The sequence below is a fragment of the Vreelandella janggokensis genome, from assembly GCF_031451615.1.
GTDB classification, from domain to species: Bacteria; Pseudomonadota; Gammaproteobacteria; order Pseudomonadales; family Halomonadaceae; genus Vreelandella; species Vreelandella janggokensis.
This window is the reverse complement of record NZ_JARWAJ010000001.1, coordinates 1,435,142-1,449,881: the sequence shown is the minus strand read 5'-3', so window position 1 is coordinate 1,449,881 and position 14,740 is coordinate 1,435,142. Positions and strand designations below refer to the sequence as shown.

General features: G+C 53.6%; 16 protein-coding genes. All 16 read left to right on the top strand.

What is annotated here, in order from left to right; all coding sequences use genetic code 11:
• Positions 1–21 precede the first annotated feature (21 nt).
• The 16 genes from QC816_RS06640 to clpP all read left to right on the top strand — a co-directional run bounded on the left by QC816_RS06640 (position 22) and on the right by clpP (position 14,698).
• On the top strand, positions 22–738 hold the full coding sequence (locus QC816_RS06640; protein ID WP_199285276.1) for an SURF1 family protein: 717 nt from the start codon (positions 22–24) through the stop codon (positions 736–738).
• Positions 722–1,240 (top strand): hypothetical protein, encoded by a 519-nt coding sequence (locus tag QC816_RS06635; protein ID WP_233337401.1) that lies wholly within the window; start codon positions 722–724, stop codon positions 1,238–1,240. The genes QC816_RS06640 and QC816_RS06635 overlap by 17 nt, the downstream gene beginning before the upstream one ends.
• 33 nt (positions 1,241–1,273) lie before the next feature.
• The gene (locus QC816_RS06630) at positions 1,274–2,380 is read left to right on the top strand and encodes a COX15/CtaA family protein (protein WP_268901201.1); all 1,107 of its coding nucleotides are present in this window, start codon (positions 1,274–1,276) and stop codon (positions 2,378–2,380) included.
• Positions 2,381–2,466: 86 nt separating this feature from the next.
• A complete protein-coding gene (locus QC816_RS06625) occupies positions 2,467–2,934 on the top strand; it encodes a DUF2489 domain-containing protein (protein ID WP_085918645.1) in 468 nt (155 codons plus the stop codon).
• Between the two features lie 288 nt (positions 2,935–3,222).
• Entirely contained in the window at positions 3,223–4,095 is an 873-nt protein-coding gene (locus tag QC816_RS06620; RefSeq protein ID WP_085918644.1) for an OmpA family protein, read from the top strand.
• Positions 4,096–4,298: 203 nt separating this feature from the next.
• A complete protein-coding gene (thrS, locus tag QC816_RS06615; protein WP_199285278.1) occupies positions 4,299–6,221 on the top strand; it encodes a threonine--tRNA ligase in 1,923 nt (640 codons plus the stop codon).
• A 60-nt stretch (positions 6,222–6,281) separates the two neighbouring features.
• Complete coding sequence (gene infC / locus QC816_RS06610; RefSeq protein ID WP_217808002.1) at positions 6,282–6,773, top strand: translation initiation factor IF-3; 492 nt, start codon at positions 6,282–6,284, stop codon at positions 6,771–6,773.
• Between the two features lie 81 nt (positions 6,774–6,854).
• A complete protein-coding gene (rpmI, locus tag QC816_RS06605; RefSeq protein ID WP_009724291.1) occupies positions 6,855–7,049 on the top strand; it encodes a 50S ribosomal protein L35 in 195 nt (64 codons plus the stop codon).
• A 56-nt stretch (positions 7,050–7,105) separates the two neighbouring features.
• On the top strand, positions 7,106–7,459 hold the full coding sequence (rplT, locus tag QC816_RS06600) for a 50S ribosomal protein L20 (RefSeq protein ID WP_066317588.1): 354 nt from the start codon (positions 7,106–7,108) through the stop codon (positions 7,457–7,459).
• A 164-nt stretch (positions 7,460–7,623) separates the two neighbouring features.
• Positions 7,624–8,643: a phenylalanine--tRNA ligase subunit alpha gene (pheS, locus tag QC816_RS06595; protein WP_085918641.1), complete on the top strand. Its 1,020-nt coding sequence runs from the start codon at positions 7,624–7,626 to the stop codon at positions 8,641–8,643.
• A 26-nt stretch (positions 8,644–8,669) separates the two neighbouring features.
• Positions 8,670–11,051: a phenylalanine--tRNA ligase subunit beta gene (gene pheT, locus QC816_RS06590; protein WP_085918640.1), complete on the top strand. Its 2,382-nt coding sequence runs from the start codon at positions 8,670–8,672 to the stop codon at positions 11,049–11,051.
• A 61-nt stretch (positions 11,052–11,112) separates the two neighbouring features.
• Positions 11,113–11,415, top strand: a complete 303-nt coding sequence (locus QC816_RS06585) for an integration host factor subunit alpha (RefSeq protein WP_085918639.1) — start codon at positions 11,113–11,115, stop codon at positions 11,413–11,415.
• 208 nt (positions 11,416–11,623) lie between these two features.
• Positions 11,624–12,091, top strand: coding sequence for a flavodoxin domain-containing protein (locus QC816_RS06580; RefSeq protein ID WP_085918638.1), 468 nt, complete (start codon positions 11,624–11,626; stop codon positions 12,089–12,091).
• Positions 12,091–12,459, top strand: a complete 369-nt coding sequence (locus tag QC816_RS06575; RefSeq protein ID WP_264827410.1) for a hypothetical protein — start codon at positions 12,091–12,093, stop codon at positions 12,457–12,459. The genes QC816_RS06580 and QC816_RS06575 overlap by 1 nt, the downstream gene beginning before the upstream one ends.
• A gap of 203 nt (positions 12,460–12,662) precedes the next feature.
• On the top strand, positions 12,663–14,015 hold the full coding sequence (gene tig, locus QC816_RS06570) for a trigger factor (protein ID WP_085918637.1): 1,353 nt from the start codon (positions 12,663–12,665) through the stop codon (positions 14,013–14,015).
• 65 nt (positions 14,016–14,080) lie between these two features.
• Positions 14,081–14,698: an ATP-dependent Clp endopeptidase proteolytic subunit ClpP gene (gene clpP, locus QC816_RS06565; RefSeq protein WP_085918636.1), complete on the top strand. Its 618-nt coding sequence runs from the start codon at positions 14,081–14,083 to the stop codon at positions 14,696–14,698.
• Positions 14,699–14,740 lie beyond the last annotated feature (42 nt).

The following is a 14,740-nucleotide window of genomic DNA, read 5'->3' as shown; positions in this document are numbered from 1 at the left end:
ATAATGAGTGATTTAAGTAGCATGAAAAAGTACTCCTCATGTCGCTGGCGTCTATATGCCTGGTATGCGTTCTGGTTGTCGTTGGTGCTGCTGGGCGGTCTTCTTGGCGCATGGCAGTGGGACAGGGCCAATAATAAACAAGCGGCGGCTTCGGCGCGAGACAATGCGCCTGCGCTGGTTGACCCGCAAACGCTACCTACCGAAGGGGCTGAGCTTACGCTCAATGGTGAGTATATATCCGAGCATACTTTTTTTTTAGATAACCGAATTGCCAATGGACGGTTGGGGGTTGCCGTTTTAACCCCGCTTAAAGATAGATTTGGTCAGTACTGGTTGATTCAGCGTGGCTTTGTTGAAACCGGGACCAGTCGTGAATCGCCAATTATATCGACACCCAAAGAACACGTCTCTTTAACCGGGAAATGGCAGCAAGCAAATAATGATGGCCTATTGTTTGGACCTAACCGGGAAGAAGAGCGCCTTCAACAAATCAGCCTTACGCCTTGGCAAGGGGTGATACCCGGCTTTCGTTACCAGGGATGGGTGCATGCGCAAACCGGCGACGGCGTTTTCTCAGAGTGGTGGCAAGCCAATGTAATGCCAGCAAGTCGGCATATTGCCTATGCATTTCAGTGGTGGGGGCTTGCGCTGGTGGCACTGATCACGATGTTGGTTGGCAGACGTTATCTTTACTCGAGCCGAGAGCACCATGAGAGGGGGCATGATGATAGCCATTAATTCAGTCAATCGTCAGCGTATTAAGTTGGTATTGATATTCGTTATCTTTTCTGCGCCTATCATCACCGCTTGGGGGATGGTTGAGTGGCGTATCGGCGTTCCTGAACAGATTACGGCTCACGGATCACCCGCTGAGCAACTTCCATTACTTGAGCATTGGCCCGTTGAAACGGTTTCAAAGACAGATGTTGGTGAAGATCAATGGACATTAGCATTTGATTGTTCGGTTAAGTGTGCAGAGCGCCGAGACATCCTGTGGCGAATGCATCGCGCTCTCGGCCGTGAGGCCCATCGGTTGGCGCGATTAAGTATTGGCGGAGGAGGTCAGGCATTGCCTGGCGAGCAGTTGGCACGTTGGGAAGGAAAGCCCACCTGGCGAAAAGCAAATAGCGTGTGGTTGATTGATCCTCAGGGTCGTCCGGCGTTGTCGTTTCCTGCTTCTGTGCCGGTGGCAGATATACTCGACGACACGCAACATTTATTTAAGGTCAACGCTAGATAGCATAGAACAAGCGCTTTGCCGTGGGAGGTCTCAATGGTTGATCAACAGCGTATTGTCGTCGTCAAGGGGCTGTCATTTATCGGTATCTTTTTTACCGCTCTGGTGATGTTAGTGGGGGCCTGGACGCGACTGTCAGACGCAGGTTTGGGGTGTCCAGATTGGCCAGGGTGCTACGGTCAATGGGTGGTGCCCACAGCCGATCACGCCGCTGTGAACTATCCAGCCTTCCCCTTAGAGGCATCGAAGGCCTGGCTTGAAATGTTCCATCGCTATGTTGCAACCATGCTCGGCGCGACTGTCATCCTGCTGTTGTGGCTGGGTTGGCCACTAAGACGTGTAAAGCAATATCCATGGAATATCAGCATTATCTTGTTAATGGCTATTACGGCACAAGGGACATTTGGTGCGTTGACCGTCACCCTCAAATTATGGCCCCAGGTGGTTACGTTGCATTTGCTGGGTGGTATGGGGATTCTGTTGCTGTTTGTATTGTTATATAGCCGTCTGAAAGCATTACAGCAAAATTCTGGTCGGCAGCCACGTCGAGCATCTGCACACTGGTGGCTGGTGGCAGTACTATTATGTTGCCAGATAGCGTTGGGGGGCTGGGTTTCGAGCAACTATGCTGGTATTTCATGCCAGGGCTTCCCGTCGTGCAATGCTCAATGGTGGCCGGAAATGGATATTAGTGAAGGCTTCCACTTGACCCAAACCGTAGGACCCAATTATTTACACGGCCAGTTGCACGCTGATGCGCGAACCGCGATTCATATGATGCACCGACTGGGGGGCGGCTTGCTGGGAGCGGCTCTAATGGCTTTGTGGTGGCGATATCGGCATGACAGGGCGGCACTCGGCTTGCTTACGGTATTGAAAATCTACTGCCTCCAGGTGGCCCTCGGCATTGCCAGCGTTGTTCTGTGGCTGCCGCTATGGTTGGCGTTACTGCATACCGCCGGCGCGATGGCGCTTAGTGTCAGTTATTTAATTGCCTGGCGGCAGTGGCGATACAACATGTCGGATAGAAATGCTCACGGGCTCAACTCTTCCTCGACGGCAAACTATTTATCGCCTGATAAGGCAAGCCAGCCAGCAGAGCTAGTAACACTCGCTGCCAATCGACAAGCTCGATATGATTAGCGTGATCGATATAGATGCTGTAAGGTCATGATGATTGATATGTACAATTTTGGTAAAGCAATTGATAGGTTTGGGTAAGGAGCATCATGAGTCTGACGTATGCATTGTTACTTCTCTTGGTCGCGGTTGTGGTGATTGTCGCACTGGGTGGCTACGCCTACCGCTTACGCAAGGAAGTCAAGCGGCGTGATGCGTTTCGCGTCGCTGAAGACCAACAGGCTCAGTTGAAGAGCCTGGAGAATCTGGATTGGGTAACCGCTGCTTTGGTTCAGGAGCAGGTGGACATCACCGAAGGCGCCTGGCGTTGCAAAGTCTTGCTGGAGATTATCGACCCGAGCCTGACGGAAAGGTCTGATTTTCAAGCCTTCGCAGAGCATTATGAGCGCACAAAGCACCTCAAAACCCATTCGGCCAGGCAACAATTGACGCCGCGTGAGCGCATGGAAGAAGATCGTGAACGTCTTGCCGCGGAAGAGCAAATGCGAGATGCCGTGTTAGCCGCTGCTGAGGCTGTGATGACATGGCGTAAAAAGGGTGGGCAAGGGCTTCATTGAGCTGTCAATGGATTGATTGCCCAAATTTTTTAAGTGTAACGGCTGGTTTATAGTGCTCTTCGTGCTTAATTTGCTATGCTGAGGTATGTCAGCGTCTGCAACAAGTTGATAAATCGACATGTTGCCTAAGGGCATTGATTCGGTACCATGACCAACGGCCTCACACCGAGGAAGGCAAATTTTGGCGGTGTCAGGCAAGCGAAAAATGGATGCTCTCGCTTAAAAAGAAGCATTATATGACATGGTCACTAATGACCATGTCAGCATTGGATCAAGAAGGAGTTCTGCATGAAAAAATCAACGACTGGCTTGCTAATCGGTTCTGCTCTGGTAGTGGGCCTTTCCGGTTGCGCTAGCTCTGCCTCCCAGTCTTCCGGCCAAATGAGCGCCAGCAGCGATCGCAGCTGGTATCAGCATCCTTTTGTTTGTGGCTTGGCCGGTAGCGTAATTGGTGGAAGCATCGGCTACGCGGGCAGCAGCAGCTCTGACGAAGACACGGGCGCTGCTGTTGGTGCGACAGCGGGTGCCACTATCGGTGCTATGCTGTGTGCGGACAGCAGCCCTGAGCCTATGGAGCCTCAATGCCCGAGTTATGGCGGTGAAATTCCTGCTGGTGCAGCTGTCGATGCTGAAGGCTGCCCGTTAGATTCCGACAATGATGGCGTGCCTGACTTCCGTGATCAGTGCCCGGGTACTCCTGCAGGCGTTGAAGTCGATGCCAACGGTTGCCCGCTGGACTCTGATAACGATGGCGTGCCTGACTACCGTGACCAGTGCCCCAATACACCGGCAGGTGTTGAAGTCAATTCATTGGGTTGCCCTGACAGCGTTGTACTACAGGATGTCAACTTTGAGTTTGATTCCGCTCAACTAACCGCTGAAGCGCAAAATGTGCTTAATGGCGTTGCTGAGCGCTTGGTGAATAATCCTGGCGTGCGTGTCCGCATTGAAGGTCACACCGATTCTGTTGGCTCCAATCAGTACAACATGGATCTGTCCCAGGCTCGTGCCGAGTCGGTAACTGAGTATCTTGCAACTCGTGGCGTCGAGTCCAACCGCATGATGGCTGAAGGTTTCGGTGAGGAGCAGCCAATTGCAACGAATGAAACTGCTGCAGGACGTGCTGAAAACCGTCGTGTAGAGCTGGATGAGTGGAACTAAGGTACGCATTTAACGCGCCGACCTTACGGTTTTAAATCGCGTTAATTGAAGTAAGCGGGGGGCTTTAGCCTCCCGCTTTTTTATTTATACAAAGTCCGTCATCTGTTAGTCTTGTACGTTGTTATCGTTAGTCTATTTTTACATCATTGATAGCGAAATGTGATCCTTGGTATGGATCACCACTGCGCTCAAGGAAAATCCGCATGCCCATTGTGACACTGCCAGACGGCAGTCAGAGAACATTTGATGAACCGCTTTCCATTATGCAACTGGCAGAGTCCATTGGCCCTGGTTTGGCTAAGGCCTGCGTTGCCGGAAAAATCGACGGCGTCCTGGTAGATGCTGCTGATCTGATCGAGCAAGACGCTCAGGTGGCCATCCTTACTGCCCGTGACCCGGAGGGGCTGGATATTATCCGGCATTCCTCTGCGCATTTGATTGGCCACGCCGTCAAGCAGCTATATCCCAATGCCAAGATGGCAATTGGTCCGGTCATTGAAGACGGCTTCTATTACGATATCGAATTTGGCAGCTCGGTATCGCCTGATGATCTGGAAGCAATAGAAACGCGTATGAAAGCGCTTATTGATCACGAATATGACGTCGTACGTGAGTACGTGGATCGTGATCAAGCCATGCTGACCTTCCTGCATCGTGATGAGCCCTATAAGCAGGAAATTGTTCGGGATATTCCCGAGGGCGCTACCATCCGGCTCTATCATCATGAAGAATATACCGATATGTGTCGGGGGCCGCATGTCCCCAACACGCGTCACCTCAAAGCCTTCAAGCTGACCAAGCTGGCGGGGGCTTACTGGCGTGGTGATGCCTCGAATCCCATGTTGACGCGGATTTACGGAACAGCGTGGGGCGACAAGAAACAGCTCAAGGCTTATCTAAAACGGCTGGAAGAAGCTGAGAAACGGGACCATCGCAAGCTGGCGCGCAAGATGGATCTTTTTCATCTCCAGGAAGAAGCGCCTGGCATGGTGTTCTGGCATCCCAACGGCTGGACGATGTATCAGGCCTTGGAAGACTACATGCGCCAGATCCAGCGTGAACACGGTTATCAGGAGATCAAGACGCCCCAGGTCGTGGATCTTTCCCTGTGGAAGAAGTCGGGTCACTGGGGACACTACAATGAACTGATGTTTACCACGGAATCGGAAAAGCGCGAATATGCGGTCAAGCCCATGAACTGCCCGTGCCATGTGCAGGTCTTTAATCAGGGGCTCAAGAGCTACCGTGATTTGCCGTTACGCTTGGCAGAATTTGGTAGCTGCCATCGCAACGAGCCGTCTGGGTCCTTGCATGGCCTGATGCGTGTACGCGGCTTTACGCAGGACGACGCGCACATCTTTTGTACTGAAAGCCAGATTCAGGCGGAAGCGGAAGCCTTCATTGCGCTCACGCTTCAGGTATATAAAACGCTTGGTTTTGAAGATGTGGAGCTTAAGCTGTCAACCCGGCCCGAAGACTTCTTGGGCGAGGCTGATGTGTGGGATCAGGCTGAGCAAGGATTGGAAGCTGCCCTCAATGCCACCGGGCTTGACTGGGAGCTGCAGCCGGGTGAAGGTGCCTTTTATGGTCCGAAGATTGAGTTTGCCCTGCGCGATTGCCTGAATCGCGTGTGGCAATGTGGTACGCTACAACTCGATTTCAATTTGCCAGGTCGGCTTGGAGCGCAATACGTAGCCGAAGACGGGGCTCGCAAAACGCCAGTGATGCTGCACCGTGCTATATTAGGTTCCTTCGAGCGCTTTTTGGGAATTTTGATTGAGCACTATGCTGGCGCAATGCCATTATGGCTGGCACCGCAGCAGGTCAGCGTGATGACGATAACCGATTCACAGCGTGATTATGCCCTTGCTTTAGAGCAACGTTTGCAAAAAAATGCAATGCGAGCAAAAGCGGACTTGAGGAACGAGAAAATCGGCTTTAAAATCCGCGAGCATACGTTACAGAAAGTTCCCTATCTCCTGGTGGTAGGAGATAAGGAAGTCGACGCTGACTCAGTGGCCGTGCGAACTCGCAGCGGCGAAGATCTCGGCACTATGACGGTCGATGAGTTTATCGAACGTTTCAGTGCTGAGCGAGCAGCCCTGGCGACATCGTCAATTGCCTAAGGAGACGGAACGATCAAGAGAAGCAACCAGCGCGGGCGTCCAGCAGACAAGCGCCCACCAATGAACGAGCGAATTACCGAGCAAGAAGTGCGTCTTATCGATAGCGAAGGTGAGCAGTTGGGTGTAGTGCCCACCACCGAAGCGTTGGAACGTGCTGAATCTGCCGGTTTGGACCTCGTGCAAATTTCGAATGCCGATCCCATCGTCTGCAAGATTATGGATTACGGCAAATTCGTTTTTGAGCAGAAAAAGCAAAAAGCGGCTCAGAAGAAGAAGCAGAAGCAAATCCAGGTCAAGGAAGTTAAATTCCGGCCTGGCACCGACGAGGGCGACTATCAGGTCAAGCTGAAAAACCTGACGCGCTTTCTTGAAGGTGGTGACAAGGGGAAGGTCACATTACGCTTCCGTGGTCGTGAAATGGCGCACCAGGATATCGGCCGAAAGCTGATGGAACGGATTGCGGCAGACCTGGAAGAGATCGGAACGGTGGAAGCATTTCCAAAAATGGAAGGCCGCCAGATGATCATGATCCTTGCCCCGAAAAAGAAGTGATCCAACGGCGAAGTTAACGGGCTACCTCCTGTAGGTAGTAGGCCCTGGATTTTCTAAAAAACATCGAGCGGAGTTTTCCTCATGCCGAAAATCAAAAGCAACAGTGGTGCTGCAAAGCGCTTCAAGAAGACAGCCAATGGCTTCAAGCACAAGCAGTCTTTCCGTAGCCACATTCTGACCAAGAAGTCGACCAAGCGTAAGCGTCAGCTGCGCGGTATGAAGCAGATTCATGCGTCTGATAAGGCGCTTATCCAGCGCATGCTGCCGAATCTGTAACGTCGAATTTTCTAAACTGAGTGCATTTGCCTCAGTCATAAAGTCAGGAGTGTGTTATGACTCGTGTTAAGCGTGGCGTAGTTGCCCGTCGTCGCCATAAAAAAGTATTGAAGCAGGCCAAAGGTTATTATGGTGCTCGTTCGCGTGTGTTCCGTGTAGCCAAACAGGCGGTTATCAAAGCCGGTCAATATGCCTACCGTGACCGCCGCAATCGCAAGCGTCAATTCCGTGCGTTGTGGATTCAGCGCATCAATGCGGGTGCGCGCATGAACGGTATGTCATACAGCCGTTTTGTTGGTGGCCTCAAGAAGGCCGGTATTGAAATTGACCGTAAAGTGCTGGCGGATCTGGCCGTTCATGAAAAAGCGGCATTTGCTGCCATCGTGGAAAAAGCCAAGGCTGCCCAATAAGCTTCAATTGGCACCGGTGGTGCCAGTGAACGTTTCGGTCATTTCAGTGTGACCCATACAGGGGAAGAGCAGCCGCTCTTCCCCTGTTTTTATGTCACGCTCTTCAATCACAACGTGACACGCCATCCTCGGGATGGAAATCGCTTAATTCGGAGATGAACAGGATGGACCACCTTCCAGCGCTGGTATCTGAAGCACGCGACGCCATTCAGGCGGCACAGAGCGTCGCTGCATTGGATGAAGTGCGCGTACGTTATTTAGGCAAAAAGGGCGAAATGACGACGTTGCTTAAAGGGCTTGGCAAACTGTCCGCCGAAGAGCGTCCAGCTGCAGGTGAGCGTATCAATCAAGCCAAGCAGACATTGGCGGGAGAAATCGACACCAAGCGCCAGCAGCTCGAAAGCGAGGCCCTTGAAGCGCGTTTGGCCGCGGAGCGTATCGACGTGACCTTGCCCGGTCGCACGCAGTCGGCTGGCGGCCTGCACCCGGTGACCCGTACACTGGAGCGGATCGAGGGACTGTTTACCCGCATAGGTTATGACGTCGCCGTCGGGCCAGAAATTGAAGATGACTACCACAATTTCGAGGCGCTCAATATCCCCTCGCACCATCCGGCTCGCGGCATGGCCGACACTTTTTACTTTGATGCAACGCGCTTGTTGAGGACACATACCTCGCCAGTGCAAGTGCGCACCATGAAAAGCACTGAACCGCCTATTCGGATTGTTTGCCCAGGGCGCGTTTATCGCAGCGATTCGGACCTGACCCACACGCCGATGTTTCATCAGGTCGAGGGTCTTCTGGTGGATGAAGATATCAGCTTTGCGGATTTGAAAGGCACGATTGAAGATTTTCTGCAGGCATTTTTCGAGCGGGATGATCTCTCGGTGCGCTTTCGTCCTTCCTACTTCCCGTTTACAGAACCTTCAGCGGAAGTTGATATTCAATGTGTCATGTGTAGCGGTGAGGGATGCCGTGTGTGTTCACACAGTGGCTGGCTTGAGGTGATGGGCTGCGGCATGGTCCATCCTGAAGTCTTTCGTCACTCAGGTATCGATGCTGAGCGTTTTACGGGCTTTGCCTTCGGTATGGGCGCTGAGCGCCTGGCAATGCTTCGATATGGCGTCAACGACTTGCGTCTTTTCTTCGAGAATGATCTGCGCTTCTTGCGTCAGTTCGCTTAAGTCCTTCGCCAACCACAGGAACGACCATGAAATTTTCAGAACAGTGGCTGCGTGAGTGGGTTTCGCCGCAGCTGGATACGCAGGCAGTCGCCGACCAGATCACCATGGCAGGCCTGGAAGTCGATGCCGTTGAGCCGGTGGCAGCATCATTCAGCGCCGTGGTAGTCGCGGAAGTGTTGACCAGGGAAAGTCATCCCAATGCCGACAAGCTCAACGTGTGCACAGTGGATGACGGCAGTGGTTCGTCGGTACAGGTGGTTTGCGGGGCGCCCAATGTCGACGCGGGCCAGAAAGTACCATTTGCCCGGGTAGGTGGTGTATTGCCCGGTGATTTCAAGATTAAAAAAGCCAAGCTGCGGGGTGTCGAGTCGCAAGGCATGATTTGCTCGGCCTCAGAGCTTGGCCTTGAAGAGGATACCTCGTCCGGTATTCTCGAACTGCCCATCGAAGCGCCTGTTGGCATGGATTTTCGTGAGTATATGCATCTCAATGACATGACGATTGAGGTCGATCTCACGCCTAACCGAGGCGACTGCCTGAGTATTAAAGGCATGGCCCGTGAAGTGGGGGTGCTTAACCGCCTGACGCTGACGGAGCCAGAGGCGCTGACGGTGCCTGCCGAGATCGATGATACCTTCGCGGTCGACCTGGAAGCGCCGGAACAATGCCCGCGTTATCTGGGCCGTGTCATCACCAATGTCAACACAGGCGCGGAAACACCTCTATGGATGGTCGAGCGCTTGCGTCGCAGCGGTATCCGTGCGATTGACCCGGTTGTTGATATTACCAACTATGTGATGCTGGAACTTGGCCAGCCCATGCACGCCTTTGACCGGGAAAACCTCAGCGGCGGTATCGTCGTGAGGATGGCTCACCCCGGTGAAACCCTAACCCTGCTGGATGGGCAGGAGATCGCTCTGCGGCCTGAAACCCTGGTAATTGCCGATCAGGCAGGTCCGCTGGCGATGGCAGGGATCATGGGGGGCGAGCTGTCCGGTGTCAGCGAAACAACACGGACGATCTTTCTGGAAGCCGCTTTTTTTAGCCCGGTGGCCATTGCCGGTCAGGCCCGTTCCTACGGTTTGCACACCGATGCCTCGCATCGCTTTGAGCGCGGTGTCGACCCAGAACTGACGCCCCTCGCCATCGAGCGTGCGACAAGCCTGCTCATGGAGATATGTGGTGGCCAGGCAGGGCCCGTTGTCGAGGCGAAGAGTGAGGCTGCAATGCCGACCACCAAGCACATCACGCTTCGCGCTGAGCGGCTTGAAAAAGCCCTTTCCAAACGTCTGGCCAGCGATGATGTCAGCGATATTCTCAAACGACTGGGTTTCAGCGTCACCGAAAGCGAAGGCAACTGGCTGGTGCAGGTACCCAGTTGGCGGTTTGATGTTTCCATTGAAGAAGACCTGATTGAAGAAGTGGCGCGAATCCACGGCTATAATAATCTGCCGGTTCGTCGCCCCGCTGCGCGACTTTCGCTGCGTCCCACAGATGAAGCCACGCTTTCCCTCGGGCGACTGCGCCGACAAATGGTGGCGCGGGGATTTCAGGAAGCCATTACCTATAGTTTCGTAGCCCCCGAGCTACAGTCGGCCATGCTGCCAGACGCCGTCTCGCCGGTTCTTGCCAATCCCATCTCTGCCGATATGTCGGTGATGCGTGCCAGCCTGATGCCGGGATTGGTGAGGGCGATGGAGCACAACCTTAACCGTCAGCAAAGCCGGGTGCGCCTGTTTGAGACGGGGCTGGTCTTCAACGGTGAGCTGGATGCTTTATCGCAAGTGCCGATGATGGGGGCGCTGGTGTGCGGCAGCCGCGACCCAGAAGGCTGGAGCGGCGCGAAGGTCGGCGTGGACTTTTATGACCTCAAAGGTGACCTGGAAAGCTTGTTGACATTGGGCGGCAATCGCGATGCGTGGCGGTTCGAGCCCGCTGAGCATCCAGCCTTGCACCCGGGTCAGAGTGCCCAGGTACTGTTTGAAGGCAAGCCGGCGGGTTGGATTGGTACCCTGCATCCTCAGGTGAGGGCAACGCTGGGACTTAAGGTTGATGCGGTCGTATTTGAAGTGCGTTTGGATCACTTGAGTCAGGGGTGTGTACCTGCTTTTGAGCCGCTGTCACGCTTTCCAGAAGTACGCCGTGATTTAGCCTTTACGCTTCCCAGTGAGCGCCCCGTGCAGACATTGCTGGATTGTGCGCAGGTAAAAGCCGGTGAATACCTGAAAGACATAACGCTATTTGATGTCTATGCTGGTAAAGGCGTTGCCGAAGGGTATAAAAGTATCGCGCTAGGCTTGACCTGGCAGCACCCATCGCGCACGCTTAATGATGAAGAAATCAATCAGTTGGTAGAGTCGATAGTGGCGCAGGTGCAGGCTGAGTTGGGCGCTGAGCTACGCGGCTAAAAATGCCAAGATGCGGTCCGTTCCGTATGCTTGGCGGCTTTGTGCTACACGGAGGATTCCCATGGGTGCGTTAACCAAAGCAGAGCTGGCGGAGCATTTACATACTGAGCTGTCGTTTTCCAAGCGGGAAGCGAAAGCTATGGTTGAGGCTTTCTTCGAGGAGATCCGAGCCTGCCTAAGGGAGAACGAGCAGGTGAAGCTGTCGGGTTTTGGTAATTTTGATCTTCGCGACAAGCGTGAGCGGCCTGGCCGCAACCCCAAAACCGGTGAGGAAATCCCCATTTCAGCCCGCCGGGTTGTCACTTTCCGTCCCGGGCAAAAGCTCAAGCAGCAAGTCGAGCATTATCGGGGGGCGGCATCATAAAGTAACGTAGATGCTCTGTTTCCCCTGTAAGCCACTGATTAACCCCCGTTGACGCTGCCCGTGTCGATGGGGGTTTTATATTGTCCACTCTGGTAGAGGTTCTCTTGAGGGTGCGCCATATCACGCAGGCATGTTAATATTTGAGCAAATTCATCAGGTATTAGTCGGCTCTTTGTCGGCGGTACATTACCTTGTTTGAGGAGTCGTAATGCCTCGTCTAAGTATAGCAGTAGGTACCATGTACGGTGGTGCATTGGATGTGGCCGAGCAGGTCAAGCCGCTATTTGAGGAAGCGGGTTACGTGGTTGATATCCTGGAACAGCCAGTACTGGCGGACATTACCGATTCGATGCCGGATCTCGTGTTGTTTTGCGTATCGACCACCGGTAGCGGTGATTTCCCAGGCAACTTTGTTCCTTTAGTTCGCGACCTTCAGAGTCAGAGCCCATCACTTTCCTCGTTGTCTTACGGCCTGATAGCGCTCGGTGATAGCTCCTACGGTGACACCTTTTGTGGTGCGGGACGTCGCCTGGATGAGTTGCTGGCAGATCTTGGTGCGACACGTCTGGGCGAGCGATTGGAAGTCGATGCCATGGAAACCTTTATGGCCGATGACGCCGCATTACCCTGGGTCGAAGAATGGCTGGCGTCTGAGCAACTGCCGGTGAATAGCTGATGCAGCCGGGGGAGGCAACGTCAGCCAATAAAGTGAGCAGTGCGCTAGGCCTGTGTGTCGTGATGCTCGCCACCTTGCCTCGCTACATGGCGGGTGGCCACGAAACCCGCTTGACGTTGATACTGCTGGCTCTGGTGGTTGTGCTAGTGGCTACCGTCGTGCAGTGGCGTCTCCTGCCGCGCGATGGTCGACAGCAGCTTCCTGGTATGCTTAAACGTCTTGCCATCATGATGATGCTCGGAGTGTTGGTAATGGGGGCGTGGCATGCACTGTTCACCGACTGGATGAGCTGGCAGGTGTTTATTTCCCATGCAAGCACCTTTGGCCTTATTGCCCACGTTGTCAGTCTATGGTGGGTGGCCAAATAAGGCGGCAGGCCATGAAAATTGTCCGCCTTGGTACTAAATCGATGTCAAAGGGGCTCTGAAACCAGCACTATCCCCTTGTTTTTCACGATGCTGCCCCCATCTTGCGAGCATGGCGCTTGCCACGATGCGCAAGGGTTCTTAAAATTGCCCCTTGGACTTATTTACAGCAATCAACACAACGCCCAGCCGTTAGAGGACAATTCATGCAAGTTTCCGTCGAGACGACCTCCCAGATTGAGCGCCGCATCACGATTCAAGTGCCTGCTGGCGAAATCGATGAGGCTGTCAATACTCGCTTAAAAGAAACGGCGAAGAACGTTCGCTTGAATGGTTTTCGCCAAGGGCGAGTGCCGATGGCCGTGGTTCGTCAGCGTTACGGTCAAAGCGTGCGTAATGAAGTTGTTGGCGAAGTAATGCGTGAACGCTACGTGCGTGCAATCACCGATGAAGGATTTAACCCGGCGGGCTATCCGCAAATCGAGCCGGTCGTCAACGAAGCGGGTAAAGACTTTGAATTTGTTGCCACCATGGAAGTCTATCCCGACGTCGAGCTTGCTTCGATTGAGGGTACAGAAGTGGAGCGCCCGGTAGTAGAAGTCACCGATGCTGATGTTGACGAAATGATCGACACACTGCGTAAGCAAAATGCGACCTATGAAGAAGTCGATTCTGCTGCGCAAGACGGCGATCAAGTGACCATCGACTTCCAGGGCTACCTTGGCGACGAGCCGTTCGAAGGCGGTAGTGCTGAAGGTCATGAGCTGGTGATTGGTTCCAATAGCTTCATCCCCGGTTTTGAAGAGCAGCTCATCGGTGCCAAAGTTGGTGACGACAAAACCATTACGGTGACCTTCCCTGAAGACTACCAGGCCGAGCACCTCGCGGGTAAGGAAGCCACCTTCAAGGTCAAGGTGCACAAGGTCAGCCGCCAGGCGCTGCCGGAAGTCGACGCCGAGTTCATCGAGCGTTTCGGCGTTGAGGGCGGAGACGAAGCCAAGTTCCGCACTGAAATCAAGAAGAACATGACCCGTGAAGCAGAACAGGCGGTCGATAACCGCGTCAAGCAGCAGGTGCTGGATGCGCTGAAAAAAGCCAACGACATCCCTGTTCCGAGTGCGCTCGTGCAACAAGAGACTGACGGCATGAAGCGGCAGGCTGCTCAGCAGTTCGGCCTCGGTGAAGATTTCGACGTCAGTCAATTGCCGAATGAGCTTTTCGAAGAGCAAGCGAAAGGCCGCGTTCAGGTCGGTTTGTTACTCGCCGAGGTCATCAAGGCGAACGAGCTTGACGCATCAGACGATGAGATTAAGGCGAAGGTTGAAGAACTGGCGGAGCAGTACCAGGATCCTTCTGAAGTCGTTGACTACTATATGGGCAACGAGCAGATGAAAACCCAGGTCAAATCTGCCATTCTCGAAGAAAAAGCGGTTGATAAGCTGCTTGAGCAAGCAACCGTCGCCGATGTTGATATGTCCTACCAGCAAGTGCTGGCAGCGGCTCAGCAACAGGCTGAGGCAGGTGAGGGCGCTGAGGAAGACGAAACAACCAACGCGTAAACTCCCTGACACTGGCGCACTTTCCGGGTGCGCCATTCCCTTATCGGACGCAAGGAATCACCTAAATGAGTGAATTTGATATTCAAAACGCCGGCGGTCTAGTGCCCATGGTGGTGGAGCAAAGCGCCAAAGGGGAAAGATCCTACGATATATACTCGCGTCTGCTTAAAGAGCGCGTTATCTTTTTGGTGGGCCCCGTCGAAGATTACACAGCCAATCTGGTCGTTGCCCAGCTGCTGTTTCTTGAATCTGAAAACCCCGACAAGGACATCCACCTTTACATCAACTCTCCCGGTGGATCCGTGACGGCAGGTATGTCGATCTACGACACCATGCAGTTTGTGAAACCCGATGTGTCGACAGTGTGTATTGGCCAAGCGGCCAGCATGGGTGCTTTGTTGTTGACCGCCGGTGCCCAAGGCAAGCGCTATTGCCTGCCCAATTCACGCGTGATGATCCATCAGCCGCTGGGTGGCTATCAGGGCCAAGCGTCGGATATCGAAATCCACACCCGTGAGATTTTGGGTATTCGTGAGAAGCTGAATCAGATTCTGGCACATCACACTGGCCAGGAGATTGAGGCTGTTGCGCGCGACACTGATCGCGACAACTTCATGAGTTCCAGCCAGGCTCAAGAATATGGCTTGATTGATGCAGTGCTGGATAAGCGGCCTACATCCTGATAGCGTGATGGGATACTGCATTTCCAACGAGCTTACAAGGCG

Coding starts and splice junctions, on each gene's coding strand:
- QC816_RS06640 (WP_199285276.1), top strand. CDS start 22: ATGAAAAAGTACTCCTCATGTCGCTGGCGTCTATATGCCTGGTATGCG.
- QC816_RS06635 (WP_233337401.1), top strand. CDS start 722: ATGATGATAGCCATTAATTCAGTCAATCGTCAGCGTATTAAGTTGGTA.
- QC816_RS06630 (WP_268901201.1), top strand. CDS start 1,274: ATGGTTGATCAACAGCGTATTGTCGTCGTCAAGGGGCTGTCATTTATC.
- QC816_RS06625 (WP_085918645.1), top strand. CDS start 2,467: ATGAGTCTGACGTATGCATTGTTACTTCTCTTGGTCGCGGTTGTGGTG.
- QC816_RS06620 (WP_085918644.1), top strand. CDS start 3,223: ATGAAAAAATCAACGACTGGCTTGCTAATCGGTTCTGCTCTGGTAGTG.
- thrS (WP_199285278.1), top strand. CDS start 4,299: ATGCCCATTGTGACACTGCCAGACGGCAGTCAGAGAACATTTGATGAA.
- infC (WP_217808002.1), top strand. CDS start 6,282: ATGAACGAGCGAATTACCGAGCAAGAAGTGCGTCTTATCGATAGCGAA.
- rpmI (WP_009724291.1), top strand. CDS start 6,855: ATGCCGAAAATCAAAAGCAACAGTGGTGCTGCAAAGCGCTTCAAGAAG.
- rplT (WP_066317588.1), top strand. CDS start 7,106: ATGACTCGTGTTAAGCGTGGCGTAGTTGCCCGTCGTCGCCATAAAAAA.
- pheS (WP_085918641.1), top strand. CDS start 7,624: ATGGACCACCTTCCAGCGCTGGTATCTGAAGCACGCGACGCCATTCAG.
- pheT (WP_085918640.1), top strand. CDS start 8,670: ATGAAATTTTCAGAACAGTGGCTGCGTGAGTGGGTTTCGCCGCAGCTG.
- QC816_RS06585 (WP_085918639.1), top strand. CDS start 11,113: ATGGGTGCGTTAACCAAAGCAGAGCTGGCGGAGCATTTACATACTGAG.
- QC816_RS06580 (WP_085918638.1), top strand. CDS start 11,624: ATGCCTCGTCTAAGTATAGCAGTAGGTACCATGTACGGTGGTGCATTG.
- QC816_RS06575 (WP_264827410.1), top strand. CDS start 12,091: ATGCAGCCGGGGGAGGCAACGTCAGCCAATAAAGTGAGCAGTGCGCTA.
- tig (WP_085918637.1), top strand. CDS start 12,663: ATGCAAGTTTCCGTCGAGACGACCTCCCAGATTGAGCGCCGCATCACG.
- clpP (WP_085918636.1), top strand. CDS start 14,081: ATGAGTGAATTTGATATTCAAAACGCCGGCGGTCTAGTGCCCATGGTG.